The organism is Bacillus cereus group sp. Bc061 (assembly GCF_027715825.1).
GTDB classification, from domain to species: Bacteria; Bacillota; Bacilli; order Bacillales; family Bacillaceae_G; genus Bacillus_A; species Bacillus_A paranthracis.
In genome coordinates, this window is the sequence record NZ_JAQFTZ010000002.1 from 142,519 (window position 1) to 160,169 (window position 17,651).

Below are 17,651 nucleotides of genomic sequence, written 5' to 3' on the forward strand. Positions count from 1 at the left end.
AAATGTGAGCAGTTACGCTCACATTTGTTGTTCTTCTTCATAATCACACGAAATACATTGTACTTGTACGCCTTTTTTCAACTTCTTCTCTACTAGCATACCTTCACACTTCGGACATTTACGGCCAATCGGCTTATCCCAAGATACAAAGTCACACTCTGGATACGTACCGCACCCATAGAAAAGACGTTTCTTTTTATTACTACGACGTTCAATAATTTGACCTTTATCACATTTCGGACAAGTAACACCGATTTCTTTCACAATCGGTTTTGTATTACGACAATCTGGGAAATTCGAGCAAGCCATAAATTTCCCATATTTACCCATTTTAAAGACCATTGGGTGATTACATAATTCACAATCTTCCCCAGCTGGTTCATCTTTAATTTCCACTTCACGCATTTCTTTTTCCGCTTTTTCTAAACGCGGTTCAAATCCTACGTAGAAATCATCAACAATTTTTACCCAATTCGCATTTCCTTCTTCTACTTCATCGAGGCTTTGCTCCATGTTAGCAGTAAATTCAATGTTAATAATTTCTGGGAAAAACTCTAAAATAAGTTCAATTACTATTTCACCTAGTTCAGTTGGAACGAAGCGTTTATTATCCAAACCTACATATCCACGTTTTTGAATCGTTTCAAGTGTCGGTACGTAAGTCGACGGTCTTCCAATTCCAAGCTCTTCAAGTGTTCTTACTAAACGAGCCTCTGTATAGCGCGGCGGAGGTTGTGTAAAGTGTTGCTTCGGTTCTAAATCCTTCGAAAATACGGTTTCCCCTACTTCTAAAGGTGGCAACATCTTATCCTTTTCTTCAGCCCCATCATCTTTCGACTCTACATACACTTTCATAAATCCTGGGAACTTTACAACCGATCCACTTGAACGGAACTGAACATTATTATTAATGAGTCTCGCTGTCACAGTATCCATTATAGCAGACGCCATTTGACTTGCAACAAATCGCTCCCAAATCAATTTATACAATCGAAGTTGGTCACGACTTAAGAAACTCTTTAGTTCCTCTGGCTTTCTCATTACCGAAGTAGGACGAATTGCCTCATGCGCATCTTGTGCGTTCGACTTCTTCGTTTCTTTCTTCTTTTCTGTTCCTATGTATTCCGTACCAAACGCCTCAGTAATGTACGTACGTGCCTCTGTTTGAGCTGTTTCTGAGATACGTGTTGAATCAGTTCTCATATACGTAATAAGACCTACAGTTCCTTGTTTTCCAAGATCAATTCCTTCATACAATTGCTGCGCAAGCATCATCGTTTTCTTTGCTCGCATGTTTAACTTACGCGCCGCCTCTTGTTGCAAGGAAGATGTTGTAAATGGTAATGCTGGATTACGTTTTCGCTCTTTTCTCGTTACATTTTCAACTGAGAACGCATTATCTTTCAGCCGTTCAATTATTTCATTCACTTGTGTTTCATTCGTTAATTGAACTTTTTCACCATCTACACCGTAAAAGCTTGCTTCAAATGTGTCTTTCCCTTTCACAAATTCTGTCTTAATTGTCCAGAATTCTTCAGGCTCGAAACTTTGTATTTCTCTTTCACGTTCGATAATTAAACGAACTGCTACAGATTGTACGCGTCCTGCACTTAATCCTTTTTTTACTTTCTTCCATAATAAAGGACTAATATTGTAACCAACAAGACGATCTAGTATACGTCTTGCTTGTTGTGCATCTACTAAATTCATGTTAATCGCGCGAGGATGTTTGAATGATTCTTTTATTGCATCTTTTGTAATCTCATTAAACACAACTCGGCAATCTGATTCAACGTCCACATTTAACGTATTGGCTAAATGCCAAGCAATAGCTTCCCCTTCGCGGTCTGGATCGGCCGCGAGATAGACTTTCTTTGCTTTTTTTGCTGCTGATTTTAAGTCTTTTAAGACGGGACCTTTACCACGAATGGTAATATACTTCGGGGTGAAGTTGTTCTTTACTTCTATCCCCATTTGGCTTTTAGGTAAATCGCGAACGTGTCCCATAGACGCGACAACTTTGTATTTTTTCCCTAAATATTTCTCAATGGTCTTCGCCTTAGAAGGCGACTCCACGATTACGAGGTAATCTGACATGCTAGTGCCTCCTTAAGAGGTGGATTCAAGTCTTCATTAATCTTATTGATTTCTCTTGTTTTTGTCAATCAAGAATGAATATACCATACAGTGCCTATCTACCATTTGTCAATAATTGTTTAATAAAAACATAAAAATATAAGGTTAATTTAAAATCTCTTCCAGTATATCTTCTGCATTTCTTACTAGTTTCGCTCCTTGTTGAATGAGATGATTTGTTCCTGATGCACTATCTATAAATATAGGTCCAGGCAGTGCAAATACCTCTCTATTTTGCTCTAGAGCAAGGTCTGCGGTAATAAGTGTTCCACTTCTTGATTTCGCTTCTACAACTAAAACACCTTTACTTATGCCACTAATAATTCGATTCCTTTTTGGAAAATACCATTTTTTCGGTGCATAGTGCGGAGGATACTCTGTTAATAACAATATATATTCATTCCACACTTCATATAAATATCGATTCTCTCTTGGATATATATACGATAATCCATGTCCTAGTATCGCAATTGTTGGGCAATGCCGTCTTACTGTAATTTCATGAGACATCGCATCTATCCCTCTTGCAAATCCACTGACAATAAGCCATTCTTTTTCTAATAATGGATGTAAAATAAATTTCAAACTTTCATATCCATATAAAGTCGGCTCTCTCGTTCCAACAACCGCTAATTTATTCACTTTATCGAGAAAATCTTTTTCTCCTTTTCCATATAATACAAAGGGAGGATCTTGTATTTCACGTAATAATTTTGGATAATCTTCATCCCATATTGTCATATAAAAGAATCGATTTTTCTCTAAATAAGATATATATTGTGGGAGATTTGAACTTTGAAGAAAATTTACTAATTCTGAAGATTTTTTCGAGGATATTCCAGTGTAACATTCAATTTGTTTTGCATTAAAATTGTATATTTCCTTCAATTCTGGATCGACATGTAATAGCCTCTCTATCGCCTTCCAATGGTCTGCTAACAAGTAATGAAGATGTAATAATCTTTCTCTTTTCATCCCAATTCTCCTTACCCATAATTTTTATTATGTTAACAAGAAGTTTGTAAAAAGACACCTTCAAGCAAGAAGGTGTCTTTCAACAGATTAGTAGTTTTTACAAGTCTCAAATAGACCTTTTTCTTTTAAGACAGAGATTAGCGTTTCACCCATAACTGCTGGAGTTTCCGCTACTTTAATACCACAAGCTTCCATCGTTTTAATCTTTTCTGCAGCAGTTCCTTTACCGCCAGAAATGATTGCACCAGCATGACCCATACGTTTGCCAGCAGGCGCTGTTTGGCCGCCAATGAAGCCTACAACCGGTTTTGTCATATTAGCTTTCACCCATTCAGCTGCCTCTTCTTCCGCTGTACCACCGATTTCACCAATCATAATTACAGCATGTGTTTCTTCATCTTCATTAAATGCTTTTAACGCATCAATAAAGTCTGTACCGTTAACAGGGTCTCCGCCGATACCTACAGCCGTAGATTGACCAATACCTTCTTGTGTTAACTGATGTACAGCCTCATACGTTAATGTACCAGAGCGAGATACGATACCTACATGACCTTTTTTATGAATGTACCCTGGCATAATACCAATTTTACATTCATCAGGTGTGATAACACCTGGGCAGTTCGGTCCAAGTAAACGTGTATGTTTACCAGCCATATATCTCTTTACATTTACCATATCTAATACAGGAATTCCTTCAGTAATACATACTACTAAATCAATTTCTGCATCAACTGCTTCCATAATTGCATCAGCCGCAAAAGCGGGTGGAACGTATACAACTGAAGCGTTTGCGCCTGTTGCTTTCACTGCATCTTCTACAGTATCAAATACTGGTACACCTTCAATATCAGTGCCACCTTTACCTGGCGTTACACCACCGACAATTTTCGTACCGTATTCTATCATTTGCTTTGTGTGGAATAACCCTTGAGAACCTGTAATACCTTGAACAATAACTTTTGTATCTTTATTAACTAATACGCTCATTTTTCTCCCCCGCTTTCTATTAGCCCACTAGTGAAACAATTTTTTGTGCACCGTCTGCCATAGATTCTGCTGCAACAATATTTAAGCCAGACTCATTTAAAATTTTCTTACCTAACTCTACGTTTGTACCTTCAAGACGTACAACTAAAGGCAATTCAAGACCTACTTGTTTCGTTGCTTCAATAACACCTTCTGCAATAACATCACACTTCATAATGCCACCAAAAATGTTAACGAAGATACCTTTTACATTTTTGTCAGAAAGGATAATTTTGAATGCTTCTGTAACCTTTTCAGCTGTCGCACCGCCACCAACATCTAAAAAGTTAGCTGGATCGCCATGGTAATGTTTAATGATATCCATCGTAGCCATCGCTAAACCTGCACCATTAACCATACAACCGATATTTCCATCTAAAGGAATGTAGTTTAAGTCATATTTAGAAGCTTCGATTTCTTTTGCATCTTCTTCATCAAGGTCACGAAGTTCTAAAATATCCTTATGGCGATATAAAGCATTAGAATCAAAGTTTAATTTCGCATCTAATGCCATAACTTTACCATCACCTGTTGTAACAAGTGGGTTAATCTCTGCGATAGAGCAATCTTTTTCGATAAAAGCACGGTATAAGCCCATCATAAACTTCACAGCTTGTCCTACAAGCTCTTTTGGAATATTGATGTTAAATGCAATTCGGCGTGCTTGGAAGCCTTGTAAGCCTACTGCTGGATCAATATATTCTTTAAAGATTTTTTCAGGTGTTTTTTCTGCTACTTCTTCAATTTCTGTTCCGCCTTCTTCAGAAGCCATTAAAACAACTTGAGAAGTTGCACGGTCTAAAACAAGACCTACATAATATTCTTTTTTAATATCGCAACCTTCTTCGATAAGTAAGCGTTTTACTTCCTTACCTTCAGGACCTGTTTGATGTGTCACAAGTGTAGTTCCTAAAATGCTCTCTGCATATGTACGAACTTCATCTAAATTTTTTGCAACTTTTACTCCGCCAGCTTTGCCGCGTCCACCAGCGTGAATTTGTGCTTTCACTACACATACATCCGTTCCTAATTCTTTCGCCGCTTCTACAGCTTCTTCTACTGTAAATGCAACCTTCCCGTTCGGAACGCTAACCCCATAGCTTCTAAGGACTGCCTTACCTTGGTACTCATGGATATTCATGGTCCCATCCTCCCCTGTTTTCCTGTTTTACTCGAAAAGTTTTTTAATGTTTAAAAAACATTACATTGCCATTGTATAAGATGATTGGCACGCTGTCTACAATAAAGTGTCAGAAAACTGAAATCGCTTTATTCTTTTTGGAAAATAGTAATGTTTATATGTCAAAATACAAAATAAGCTGCGTTTTCGCAGCTTATTTTTGAATCATATCTTTAATTGGCGCAAACGATTTTCGATGTTCTTCTAATATGCCATGCGCTTCAATCGCTTCTAAATGTTGTTTTGTGCCATATCCCATATGTTGTTCAAATCCATATGCAGGATACTTTTCTCCAAGCTCTTTCATCATACGATCTCTCGTTACTTTCGCAATAATGGATGCAGCTGAAATAGAAATACTTTTTGCATCACCTTTAATAATAGATGTTTGCGGAATTGGTGTAGGGAGTTTCATCGCATCAATTAATAAATATTGTGGTGTACAAGATAAATTCGCAACAGCATCTAACATCGCTTGTTTCGTCGCTTGATAAATATTTATTTCATCAATAACTTGCGGTGATACAATTCCAACTCCAATTGCAATTGCTTGCGCTTTAATTTCATCATAAAAACGCTCACGTTTCGCTTCACTCAACTTTTTCGAGTCATTTAACCCCGGAATATAAAAATCCTTAGGAAGAACGACAGCTGCCGTCACAACAGGCCCAGCTAACGGTCCACGACCTACTTCATCTATACCTGCGATATATGTGAGACCTTTTTCACGTAATGCATTTTCATATTTAGACATTTCTAGAAATTTTTCTTTTTCCTTTTGTGCTAACTCTTTTTGTTTATACCACTTCGAAATGAGCTTTTGTACCCCTTTTCGCTCATCTTTCATTAATATCTGAAAGCGGTCGTCCTCTTCACTCATAATTTCTTGTAGTAAATGTTCCGCCTCTTGAATCGTCACTTTTTGCATTCATGCCACTCCCTTTATATACAAAAAAGAAAAGACGTACAAACGCACGTCTTATACTTCTTCTACTTTTTCTGCATCTTCTGTCTGCTCTGCAAACTCTTCTGGTGTTTCAAACGTCATTTTTCCAAGTTTGCCACCACGAAGCTCACGAAGTACAAGTTCAGATGTTTTATCATAATCAATCATTCCGCCGCCCATTAAACAGCCTCTATTTTTTCCAATCGCATCAAATAACTCCACGATATCTTCTGGAATGTCATTTAAATTATAGCGCTCTTTTAATCGCTCTGGGTAATGTTTCTCCATAAAACGTAGCGCATAAACAGCTACGTCTTGTAGATTTAAAATAGAATCTTTAATTGCACCAGTCGTAGCTAGACGTAATCCAACTAATTGGTCCTCAAATTTAGGCCATAGTATACCTGGTGTATCAAGTAATTCCATTTCCTTCCCAACTTTAATCCATTGCTGAGCTGTTGTCACACCAGGACGATCTCCTGTTTTAGCAATATTTTTCTTCGCTAACTTATTAATCAACGTAGATTTACCAACATTCGGTATCCCCACAATTAATGCACGAATCGCTCTCGGTCTAATACCTTTTGCAACCATTTTATCAAATTTCTCTTTCACTAACACTTTACAAGCCGCCGCAATTTCCTTCATGCCTTGTCCAGCCTGTGCGTTAATTGAAATTGCCATATGGCCTTTTTCTTTAAAATATGCGATCCATTGCTTTGTTAAACGATCATCTGCCATATCCGCTTTATTTAAAACAACAAGCCTCGGTTTATGTGTAATAATCTCATCGATCATCGGATTTCGAGAAGATAAAGGTAATCGAGCATCTACAAGCTCAATTACAACATCAATTAACTTTAATTTTTCTGTTACTTGGCGTCTAGCCTTTGCCATATGTCCCGGGAACCATTGAATTACCATGTTGCCACCTTCTTTTTCTTTTATTTCACAATACGAGCATCTTTTAACGGCCAATATAGTATATTTGCCTTTCCAATCACTTGGTCCATTGAAATTGTACCAATCGAACGGCTATCTTTACTAAAACGACGATTATCGCCTAAAACAAATAATTGACCTTCTGGAACAGTTTTCTTCCCTGTCATTTCTTCAAGAGTGAAATCATATGTAAGCGGTCCGTCAGCAATTTGTTTTTTCTGCTTGTCTAAATACGGCTCCTCATAAGCCTTTCCGTTAACATATAGTTTATCATTACGATACTCTATTTCATCGCCTGGCAGGCCGATAATACGCTTAATATAATCTTTATCTTCCGTTGCTCGGAATACAATAATATCAAATCGTTTCGGATCTCCTATGTGATAACCAATTTTATTAACAATCATTCGATCGCGATCATGTAATGTAGACGCCATCGATACTCCATCTACGAGAATTGGCGCAAAGAAAAACTGTCTAATAACACCTGCTAATACAACAGCTATCAAAATTGCCTTGATCCATTCCCAAAGTGAACTCTTTTCTTTCTTCATGCTTTTCCCCTCCACGATTATGTAAGCTGATCGTATTATATCAAAATTTTATATAGATTGGAAAAAGGGAGCTTGTGCATTTACAAGCTCCCATACATGTCTTATCGAATTTCTTTAATACGTGCTTTTTTACCGCGAAGGTTACGTAAGTAGTATAACTTAGCACGACGTACTTTACCACGGCGAAGTACTTCGATTTTCGCGATTCTTGGCGTGTGAACTGGGAATGTACGCTCTACACCTACACCGTAAGAAATCTTACGAACTGTGAATGTTTCACTGATTCCGCCACCACGACGTTTAATTACAACACCTTCGAAAAGCTGAATTCTTTCACGAGTTCCCTCAACTACTTTTACGTGTACACGTAAAGTGTCTCCAGGACGGAATGAAGGAAGGTCAGTTTTTAATTGGCCTTTTGTAATTTCTGCGATTAATTGTTGCATATTAAATTCTCTCCTTTAAACAGATGCTCTTATAAAGTCTAAATAAATTACAGCGGAACATCGTTAATACGGCTACTGATTTCAGCAGCACAAGTGTTATAATAGCATATTGCTAAGGCTGTTGCAATAGAAAATATATCAAGCACTTATTTGCCTTCTTTAATCTGTTCTAGCCACTTCTTTTCTTGCTTAGACAATTCTCGTTCTTCTAGTAAATCCGGTCTACGCGTGTACGTACGACGCAACGATTCTTTATGTCGCCATTCATCAATATTTTTATGATTTCCCGACATTAATACATCTGGCACTTTCATACCACGAAAATCAGCTGGACGTGTATAATGAGGATGCTCTAATAAACCTGTACTAAACGAATCCTCGACTTGTGAAGCATGATTTCCTAGTACTCCTGGAAGGAGACGTACGACACTATCAGTTATAACCATAGAGGCTAACTCTCCACCCGTTAATACATAGTCACCGATAGAAATCTCATCTGTTACGAGATGTTCACGAATTCGTTCGTCATATCCTTCATAATGCCCACATACAAAGATTAAATGTTCTTCCTCTGCAAGCTCTTCCGCTTTCTTCTGAGTAAACCTTTCACCTTGCGGACACATTAAGACAACTCGCGGCTTCCGCTCTGTCTCTTTCGTTAAATCTTCTACAGCATCAAAAATAGGCTGAGGAGTTAACACCATCCCAGCGCCGCCACCATACGGATAATCATCCACACTATTATGCTTACTCGTTGTATAATCGCGGAAATTGACAACACGAAGCTCTACCGCTTCTTTTTCTTGTGCTTTCTTTAAAATTGAAGATCCAAACACACCTGTAAACATATCTGGAAACAAAGTTAAAATGTCAATTTTCATTATAGTAGCCCTTCCATTACATGAATGGTTACTAATTTATTCTCAATGTTAACTTGAAGCACAACATCATCAATATAAGGAATTAACAAATCTTGACCTTTTGGACGTTTAATTACCCAAACATCATTTGCACCAGGAGATAGAACTTCTTTTATTGTCCCTAGCGCTTCTCCTTCTTCCGTTACAACGTTGCAACCAATAATTTCATGATAGTAGTATTCACCTTCAGCTAGTTCGCCTAATTGATCTTCAGGCACTTTTAAAAGAGAACCTTTAAACTGTTCTACTTCATTTACATTCCCATATCCTTCAAATGTCAATAAATCAAATGTTTTATGTTGACGATGAGAAGTAATCTTTACTGGGAAAGGCTCTCCACCTTTTTCATTCGATATGTATAACGTATTCCCTACTTTATATCGCTCTTCTGGAAAATCCGTACGAGAAACCACACGAATTTCTCCTTTTACGCCATGAGTATTTACAATTTTTCCTACGTTAAACCATTTTGTCATAAACAGTATGTCACCCCTGGTTTCTATATAAATTAAGCATCCCCATTTCACATATGGAACATGCAACTTCTCTTTAAATGTTAAAAAAGGGAGAGGAATAACTCCTCGCCCTTTTTACGTTTATTGAATTTCCAGTGTTACTTTTTCACTATTGTGATGTCCCACTGAATACAAGAGCATTCGAATTGCTTTCGCAACTTTCCCTTGTTTTCCAATGACTTTTCCAACATCCTCAGGATGTACAGTTAATCGATACTTTATCTCTCCGTTGTAAAGTTCCTGTGTAACTTTTACATCTTCAGGATAATCGACAAGAGGCTTGACAATCGTCTCGACTAACTTCTTCATAGTCATTGCCTCAATTACTTACCTTGTTTAGATAAGTGGAATTTCTCCATGATACCTTGGTTAGAGAATAAGTTACGAACTGTATCAGATGGTTTAGCACCATTTCCTAACCATTTTAATGCTGCTTCTTCGTTGATCTTAACTTCAGCTGGTTGAGCAACCGGATTGTAAGTACCGATTTCCTCAATGAAACGTCCGTCACGAGGAGAACGAGAATCTGCAACAACTACACGATAGAAAGGAGTTTTTTTAGCTCCCATACGTTTTAAACGAATTTTAACTGCCATTTATAAAGCACCTCCGAATTTATTTCACACAGATAATTATATTAGCAAAAAGACTATTGCTTTGTAAAGTATTTTTTCTTAACAGAGCCATCTTTTTTCCTTACATGAATGGAAACTTCAATCCACCTAGTCCTTTTTTCTTACCTTTTTGCATTCCAGTCATCGTTTTCATCATTTTTTTCATATCATCAAATTGCTTGATTAAACGATTGATTTCTTGTACCGTTGTACCGCTACCTTTGGCAATGCGTTTTTTGCGACTAGCATTGATTATTTCCGGTTGTTCTCGCTCTAATTTAGTCATAGAACGAATAATTGCCTCAATATGCCCAATTTGTTTTTCATCAACTTGTGCATTTTTCAGCCCTTTAATTTTATTTGCACCAGGAAGCATTCCTAACAATTCATCAAGCGGTCCAAGTTGACGCACTTGTCCAAGTTGTTCTAGGAAATCGTCAAGTGTAAACGAAAGCGTACGCATTTTTTGCTCAAGTTCTTTTGCTTTCTCTTCATCAACTGTAGCTTGCGCTTTTTCAATTAATGTTAAGACGTCTCCCATCCCTAAAATACGGGATGCCATACGTTCTGGATGGAACGCTTCAAGTGCATCTAGTTTTTCACCCATACCAGCAAATTTAATTGGCGTATTTGTAACAGCTTTAATAGACAATGCCGCACCACCGCGCGTATCACCATCCAGCTTCGTTAATACAACCCCTGTTAAACCTAGCTGTTCATGGAAACTTTGTGCAACATTAACCGCGTCTTGTCCTGTCATCGCATCGACAACAAGGAAAATTTCATCCGGTTTCGCAACTTCTTTCACTTTCGCTAATTCATCCATTAGTTCTTCATCAATATGCAGGCGACCTGCTGTATCAATTAAAACATAATCATGATGATCTTCTTTCGCTTTTGCAATCGCTTGTTTCGCAATTTCAACAGGACTTACTTGATCTCCTAAAGAGAATACAGGCATGTCCAATTGCTTCCCTAATGTTTCAAGCTGTTTAATCGCTGCAGGACGGTAAATATCCGCCGCAACAAGCATTGGTTTACGATTATGCTTTTTACGAAGCAAATTCGCAAGCTTACCTGTCGTCGTTGTTTTACCTGCACCTTGCAGACCAACCATCATAATAACAGTCGGTGGCTTATTAGCAACAGCAATTTTGCTTTGCTCTCCGCCCATAAGTTCTGTAAGTTCTTCCTGTACAACCTTAATTACTTGTTGTCCAGGTGTCAAACTTTTCATTACATCTTGTCCGACAGCACGTTCAGATACACGCTTTACAAAATCTTTTACTACTTTAAAGTTAACGTCCGCTTCTAAAAGAGCTAGACGAACTTCTCTCATCATTTCTTTCACATCGGCTTCAGAAACTTTTCCTTTGCCGCGGATTTTTTGCATCGTCTGTTGAAGTCGGTCGGCTAATCCTTCAAATGCCATATTGCCGCCCTCCTAATCTAATTTTTCGATAGCTTCAACAACTTGTTTCATTTCTTCATTCACATGCTCTTCTTCGCTGATTAGCTGTTTTAGCTTTGCAACAAGTCGCTGTCGCTCTTGAAACTTTTGAAGTAATACTAATTTTTCTTCATATTCTTCAAGCATCGCTTCAGTCCGTTTAATGTTATCATACACGGCTTGGCGACTTACATCAAATTCTTCCGCAATTTCACCAAGAGATAAATCATCTAGATAATAAAGCGACATATAACTTCTTTGTTTTTGCGTTAACAACGATTGATAAAAATCAAATAAATAGTTCATTCTCGTTGTTTTTTCGAGCATGTTGGATCATCCTTTGTTAAGTGATTTCCCTTTACATGAATTAGTTTACATGGAGTACAAAAGAGTGTCAAGTTTTTTTCTTAACATCTCATATTTTTATAGAAAAAGAAGCGGAAAATACCGCTTCTTTCACTTATACTTCTTCTGTTTCTACTAAGTTCGCAAATAAACCATATACATATTGTTCTGGATCGAACTGTTGCAGATCATCCATTTGCTCTCCTAATCCAACGAATTTCACCGGTACATCCATTTCGTTACGAATTGCTAATACAATACCACCTTTAGCAGTTCCATCTAACTTCGTTAAAACAATACCAGTCACATTCGTTGCTTCACGGAATGTTTTCGCTTGACTTAAACCGTTTTGTCCTGTTGTTGCATCAATAACAAGTAATACTTCATGAGGAGCTCCTGGTACTTCACGCTCAATTACACGCTTTACCTTCTCTAACTCTTTCATTAAGTTTACTTTATTTTGTAAACGTCCTGCTGTATCACATAGTAATACATCTACTTTACGTGCTTTTGCAGCTTGTACAGCGTCATACATAACCGCTGCTGGATCAGACCCTGATCCTTGTTTAATCACTTCTACCCCAACGCGATCGCCCCATACTTCTAATTGTTCAATCGCTCCAGCACGGAATGTATCTCCTGCTGCTAATAAAACAGACTTACCTTCTGATTTAAACTTATGAGCCATCTTACCAATTGTTGTCGTTTTACCTACACCATTCACACCAACAAATAAAACAACTGTCAAGCCATCCTTTTGCTCATTAATTTCATTAGTAAAATCACTGTCACCTTTATAAATCTCTATTAATTTTTCCGAAATAACAGCTTGTACTTCTTTTGGATCTTGAATATTACGACGTTGCACTTCTTCTTTCAGCTGGTCGATTAATTCCATCACTGTCGAAACGCCTACATCTGCACCGATTAAAATTTCTTCTAATTCTTCGAAGAAATCTTCATCTACTTTACGGTAACGAAAGACTAAATCATTTACTTTATCTGCAAACGAATTTCTCGTTTTTTCTAATCCTTGTTTAAACTTCTCTGTTACCGTATCTGTTTGTTTTGAAATTTTTTCTTTTAGTTTTTTAAAAAAGCTCATACTGTCCCATCCTTTCTATTTGCTTGCAACTAGTTCTTCTCCATCATCTAAACGAACCGAAACAAGTTTAGATACCCCTGACTCTTGCATTGTTACACCGTACAATACGTCAGACTCTTCCATTGTACCTTTTCTATGTGTAATTACAATAAACTGTGTCTCATCACTAAATTTCTTTAAATACTGAGCAAAACGGGCAACGTTTGCCTCATCAAGAGCAGCCTCTACCTCATCTAATACACAGAATGGGACTGGGCGTACTTTTAAAATACCAAATAGCAGCGCAATTGCCGTTAAAGCACGCTCTCCACCTGAAAGTAAACCTAAGTTTTGCAGTTTCTTCCCTGGCGGTTGCGCTACGATATCAATACCCGTATTTAATAAGTCCTCTGGATTCGTCATAACTAAATCCGCTCTACCGCCTCCAAATAATTCAGAGAACACCGATTGAAACTCCATTCGAATTCCTTCAAACGTAGTAGAAAAGCGTTTTTTCATTTCTTCATCCATTTCAGTAATAAGTTGGTGCAATGTCGTTTTTGCTTCTTCTAGATCATCTTTTTGCTCTAGTAAGAATGTATGACGCTCTGCCACACGCTCATACTCATCAATTGCTCCTAAGTTTACTGTACCTAGCTCTTCGATGGAGAGTTTAATTAGTTTCACCTTTTTACGTGCATCCTCAGCAGGCATCACCATTGTATACTTCAGTTTTGCCGCTTCAAATGAAATCGTATATGTTTCACGTAAATGTTGTAATCTATTTTCTAACTCTACATCAAGTCGGTTTATTTTTACCTCTTGATCTTTCAACATCTCAAGAATGTATTTATGTTTACCTGTTGTTTCTTTCAGGTTACGCTCTAACTGTTCTACTCTCTCTTGTAACGATACACGTTGTTCACGACGAGAGCGAATTAACTCTGAAGTTTGATTACGATCATATGCTTTCTTCTCAATCATATTCGTAATTTGTTCTTCACCACTTGAATTCGATGTCATTTCTTGTTTTAAGAATGCTAAATCCTCTTTCGTTTTGACAAGCGTTGCATCGGTTTCTTCTTTTTCCTTCGTCAATCGTTCTACTTTTTCTTTTTGATTAGATAAGCGTTGTTGCTTTTCAGCTGCTAACACTTTTAACTCAGTCATTTCTTTTTGAACTTTTTCTTTCGAAGAATGTTGCTCACTTTTTTGTTTTGTTAAAGCTGTGATTTTGCTATCTAATTCCGTAATCTCTGCCTGAAGAGTCGCTAAAATCTTTTCTAACTCTTCTTTACGGCCTTGCATTTTCACTTGGTCTTGCAAGAACCCTTCAATCTCTAAATCGTAAATAGATAACCGATCATTAATACGATGTTCTTCTAATTCTAAGCGACTAATTTCTTCTCTTAATTTCTGTTCATCTACACGCTCTGCTTCTACACTTTGCCTTAGTTCGCGTATTTGCACTTCTTTTTCTTGAATCTCTTGTTTTACTGCTTTAACAAAGTTTTCTAACTTCGTTGTTTTTTCTTCCATATCAGTTAACTTACTCGTCCACTCTTCTAGTTCACGTTGACGTCCTAATAAAGATGATTTCGCCTGTTTTACCGCTCCACCCGTCATAGAACCGCCAGGGTTTACTACATCACCTTCGATTGTTACAATGCGATAACGGTATTGCAATTGTTTCGCCAACTCATTCGCTCCGCGTAAATCTTTTGCAACAATAACAGTACCTAATAAATTTGAAACTACATTTTCATATTTATTGTTATATTGCACGAGTTCTGCTGCCACACCTACAAACGATGGGTGCTGATTTACAATACGTAATTGCTCAAATGATAACGATCTACCTTTAATAACAGCTTGCGGTAAAAACGTTGCTCGTCCATGTTTATTTTGTTTTAAAAACGCAATTGCATTACGAGCATGTTCTTCTTTTTGTACAACTATATGCTGCATCGCTGCACCTAGAGCAATTTCCATTGCAATTTCATATTCTTTCGGTACCGTTAGCAGTTCTGCAACAGCACCCTCAATACCTTGCAACCTATTTTCTCTAGCTTTCAATACTTCACGTACCCCTTGATAGAAACCAGAGTAGTCCTCTTGCATCTCTTCTAGCATTTCTTTTCGAGAACGTGCCTGTTGTACAAATTGATATGCTTGATACAGTTTTGTTTCGTTTTCACTATACTGCGCCTTGCATTTCCCAAGTGCCGCTTCTGTCTTTTGTATATTCGAAAGGATTCCAGCTACTTTTTCTTTTACTTGTTCATAACTTTCCACAAGTTTTGTCTTTTTCGCTGTAATTTCCATACGCATTTCTACATATTTCGCATTTTCTTCATCAAGGCGTTCATTTTTTGAGTTTTGTTGTTTAGATTGTTCTTCAATCATAGATAACTCATTACGATGACTAGCTTGTTGATTTAAAAGTTCAATATAGTCACCTTTTAAATTCTCAATTTGCTCTTCTAAATTGTCAGCAAACGTTGCAAGTAATTGCTCATTATCATGCAATTTCGTCTCCAACTCTTTTACATGATTTACAAATTGCATCAATACTTCTGTACTCGATTCAATTTCACCATCATAACTTGTAGCTTTCTCTGTTAATTCAACAATTAACTGTTCGAGTTGTGCACAATGCGTCGTTGCATTTTGCTTTCTCTCTTTTAATAGCTCACGCTGTCCTTCTAACTTTTCTAGTTCTTTACTAGAAAGCAAAAGTACTTCTTGCAGGGAATCTACAGACTCATCTACTGCTTGTAATTGGCCTCGTAATTCCTCTAGCTCTTCTTCACCTTTTTGTAAATGCGTTGACATTTTCGCTTCTTCGTTTTTATTATGCCCAAACTGATTTCGAAGCGCTTCCCATTTCTCATGTAATTCTTCAATTTCATGTACAATAAGCGCCGCTTCTACTTTCTCTAATTCTTCTTTTTTCTCGAGATAATCCTTTGCAATAGAAGCTTGTCTTTCTAAAGGTTCTACTTGACTACTTAATTCGTGAATTATATCTTGTACACGATTTAAGTTTTCTTGTGTGTCTGCTAATTTACCTTCAGCTTTCTTTTTACGAAGTTTGTATTTCAGCACTCCCGCCGCTTCTTCAAATACACCACGACGTTCTTCTGATTTACTACTTAAAATTTCTTCAACTTTCCCCTGGCTAATAATCGAAAAAGCTTCTCTTCCCATACCAGAGTCCATAAATAAATCGATAATATCTTTCAACCTGCATGATTGTTTATTAATATAAAAATCACTATCACCAGAACGAGATACACGACGCGTTACACACACCTCATTATATTCAATCGGTAAACGTTGATCTTCATTATTTAAAGTTAATGTTACTTCAGCAACATTAACCGCTCTTCTCGTATCACTACCTGCAAAAATAATATCTTCCATCTTTGCACCACGTAATGATTTTGCCGATTGTTCACCAAGTACCCAACGAATGGCATCAGTAATATTACTTTTCCCGCTTCCATTAGGTCCTACTACAGACGTTACACCTGGGACAAAATCGACAGATACACGCTCAGCAAAAGACTTAAATCCTGCTATTTCTAATCTTTTTAAAAACACGAAAGGCCTTCCTCCTATTCTCCGTTGCTATAAATGTTGTTTATACAAAAACAAACGATTATACGGATTTCATTTCCTTACATTTATAAACGAAAGGAAAGTTTCATTCTATGCACAAGGAATCCCCCTCATTCAAAGGGGGATTCCTTATAGTTGTTCTTTTAACTTTTTCAACGCTTCTGCAGCAGCTTGTTGCTCTGCTTCTTTTTTCGACTTGCCACTACCAAGACCTAAGGCCACGTTATTTAACGTAACACGTGACACAAATTCTCGATTGTGAGCCGGTCCTTTTTCTTGCAAAATTTGATACTCAATATTGCCACTACCATCACGCTGAATCAACTCTTGTAATTGACTCTTATAATCCATCACATGAGAAAAAGCACCTTCATTAATTTTAGGGTATACAATTTCTTTTAAGAAGCCCCATACTGTTTCTAACCCTTGATCAAGATAAAGGGCACCAATAAACGCTTCAAAGACATCCGCTAATAAAGCTGGTCGTTCACGTCCGCCTGTCATTTCCTCACCTTTTCCTAATAAAACTAGGCTACCAAATGACAACTCGTTTGCAAAACGAACAAGAGATGGTTCACATACAATAGCTGCACGTAGTTTTGTTAACTCTCCTTCGCTCATTGTCGGATATTTTTGAAACAGATACTGCGATACAGTAAGTTCCAATACTGCATCTCCAAGAAATTCGAGACGCTCATTGTCTTCATGCGGTTTTTTTCGATGCTCATTCACATACGATGAATGCGTAAATGCTTGAATCAATAATTTTTCATCTGTAAACGTAATACCTATTTTTTCTTGAAATACTTTAAACGCTTCACGATATTTTGTTTCGTATTTTTTTTCTCTATATTTACGGTACGGCATAGGTCCCTCCAGATATAAGCCGAG

17 protein-coding genes are annotated in these 17,651 nt (G+C 37.3%); all 17 read right to left on the reverse strand.

Features of this window, described 5'->3' with window-relative positions; translation table 11 throughout:
- Positions 1-18 precede the first annotated feature (18 nt).
- Positions 19-2,097 (reverse strand): type I DNA topoisomerase, encoded by a 2,079-nt coding sequence (gene topA / locus PDQ40_RS09975; protein WP_001286973.1) that lies wholly within the window; start codon positions 2,095-2,097, stop codon positions 19-21.
- A 144-nt stretch (positions 2,098-2,241) separates the two neighbouring features.
- Positions 2,242-3,111 (reverse strand): DNA-processing protein DprA, encoded by an 870-nt coding sequence (gene dprA / locus PDQ40_RS09980; protein ID WP_000818026.1) that lies wholly within the window; start codon positions 3,109-3,111, stop codon positions 2,242-2,244.
- A gap of 87 nt (positions 3,112-3,198) precedes the next feature.
- The gene (sucD, locus tag PDQ40_RS09985) at positions 3,199-4,101 is read right to left on the reverse strand and encodes a succinate--CoA ligase subunit alpha (RefSeq protein WP_000115178.1); all 903 of its coding nucleotides are present in this window, start codon (positions 4,099-4,101) and stop codon (positions 3,199-3,201) included.
- 19 nt (positions 4,102-4,120) lie between these two features.
- Positions 4,121-5,281, reverse strand: coding sequence for an ADP-forming succinate--CoA ligase subunit beta (gene sucC, locus PDQ40_RS09990; RefSeq protein WP_001020785.1), 1,161 nt, complete (start codon positions 5,279-5,281; stop codon positions 4,121-4,123).
- Positions 5,282-5,474: 193 nt separating this feature from the next.
- Complete coding sequence (gene rnhB, locus PDQ40_RS09995) at positions 5,475-6,248, reverse strand: ribonuclease HII (RefSeq protein WP_001174725.1); 774 nt, start codon at positions 6,246-6,248, stop codon at positions 5,475-5,477.
- 51 nt (positions 6,249-6,299) lie between these two features.
- Positions 6,300-7,190 (reverse strand): ribosome biogenesis GTPase YlqF, encoded by an 891-nt coding sequence (ylqF, locus tag PDQ40_RS10000; RefSeq protein ID WP_000236700.1) that lies wholly within the window; start codon positions 7,188-7,190, stop codon positions 6,300-6,302.
- Between the two features lie 20 nt (positions 7,191-7,210).
- Positions 7,211-7,762, reverse strand: a complete 552-nt coding sequence (gene lepB / locus PDQ40_RS10005; RefSeq protein ID WP_000711857.1) for a signal peptidase I — start codon at positions 7,760-7,762, stop codon at positions 7,211-7,213.
- Positions 7,763-7,863: 101 nt separating this feature from the next.
- Positions 7,864-8,208 (reverse strand): 50S ribosomal protein L19, encoded by a 345-nt coding sequence (rplS, locus tag PDQ40_RS10010; protein WP_001186516.1) that lies wholly within the window; start codon positions 8,206-8,208, stop codon positions 7,864-7,866.
- A 146-nt stretch (positions 8,209-8,354) separates the two neighbouring features.
- The gene (trmD, locus tag PDQ40_RS10015; RefSeq protein WP_000686892.1) at positions 8,355-9,089 is read right to left on the reverse strand and encodes a tRNA (guanosine(37)-N1)-methyltransferase TrmD; all 735 of its coding nucleotides are present in this window, start codon (positions 9,087-9,089) and stop codon (positions 8,355-8,357) included.
- The gene (gene rimM, locus PDQ40_RS10020; RefSeq protein ID WP_000170268.1) at positions 9,089-9,604 is read right to left on the reverse strand and encodes a ribosome maturation factor RimM; all 516 of its coding nucleotides are present in this window, start codon (positions 9,602-9,604) and stop codon (positions 9,089-9,091) included. Before rimM ends, trmD begins: the two co-directional genes overlap by 1 nt.
- 120 nt (positions 9,605-9,724) lie before the next feature.
- On the reverse strand, positions 9,725-9,952 hold the full coding sequence (locus tag PDQ40_RS10025; protein WP_000737403.1) for a KH domain-containing protein: 228 nt from the start codon (positions 9,950-9,952) through the stop codon (positions 9,725-9,727).
- A 14-nt stretch (positions 9,953-9,966) separates the two neighbouring features.
- Complete coding sequence (gene rpsP, locus PDQ40_RS10030; RefSeq protein ID WP_000268750.1) at positions 9,967-10,239, reverse strand: 30S ribosomal protein S16; 273 nt, start codon at positions 10,237-10,239, stop codon at positions 9,967-9,969.
- Positions 10,240-10,339: 100 nt separating this feature from the next.
- Entirely contained in the window at positions 10,340-11,689 is a 1,350-nt protein-coding gene (gene ffh, locus PDQ40_RS10035; protein ID WP_000863461.1) for a signal recognition particle protein, read from the reverse strand.
- 12 nt (positions 11,690-11,701) lie between these two features.
- A complete protein-coding gene (locus PDQ40_RS10040) occupies positions 11,702-12,034 on the reverse strand; it encodes a putative DNA-binding protein (RefSeq protein ID WP_000891062.1) in 333 nt (110 codons plus the stop codon).
- Positions 12,035-12,167: 133 nt separating this feature from the next.
- Positions 12,168-13,157 carry a signal recognition particle-docking protein FtsY gene (gene ftsY, locus PDQ40_RS10045; protein ID WP_000007646.1) on the reverse strand — a complete coding sequence of 330 codons (990 nt, stop codon included), beginning with the start codon at positions 13,155-13,157 and terminating at the stop codon, positions 12,168-12,170.
- 15 nt (positions 13,158-13,172) lie between these two features.
- Positions 13,173-16,742 carry a chromosome segregation protein SMC gene (smc, locus tag PDQ40_RS10050; protein WP_000479000.1) on the reverse strand — a complete coding sequence of 1,190 codons (3,570 nt, stop codon included), beginning with the start codon at positions 16,740-16,742 and terminating at the stop codon, positions 13,173-13,175.
- 147 nt (positions 16,743-16,889) lie between these two features.
- Positions 16,890-17,627, reverse strand: a complete 738-nt coding sequence (gene rncS, locus PDQ40_RS10055) for a ribonuclease III (RefSeq protein ID WP_001146876.1) — start codon at positions 17,625-17,627, stop codon at positions 16,890-16,892.
- Positions 17,628-17,651 lie beyond the last annotated feature (24 nt).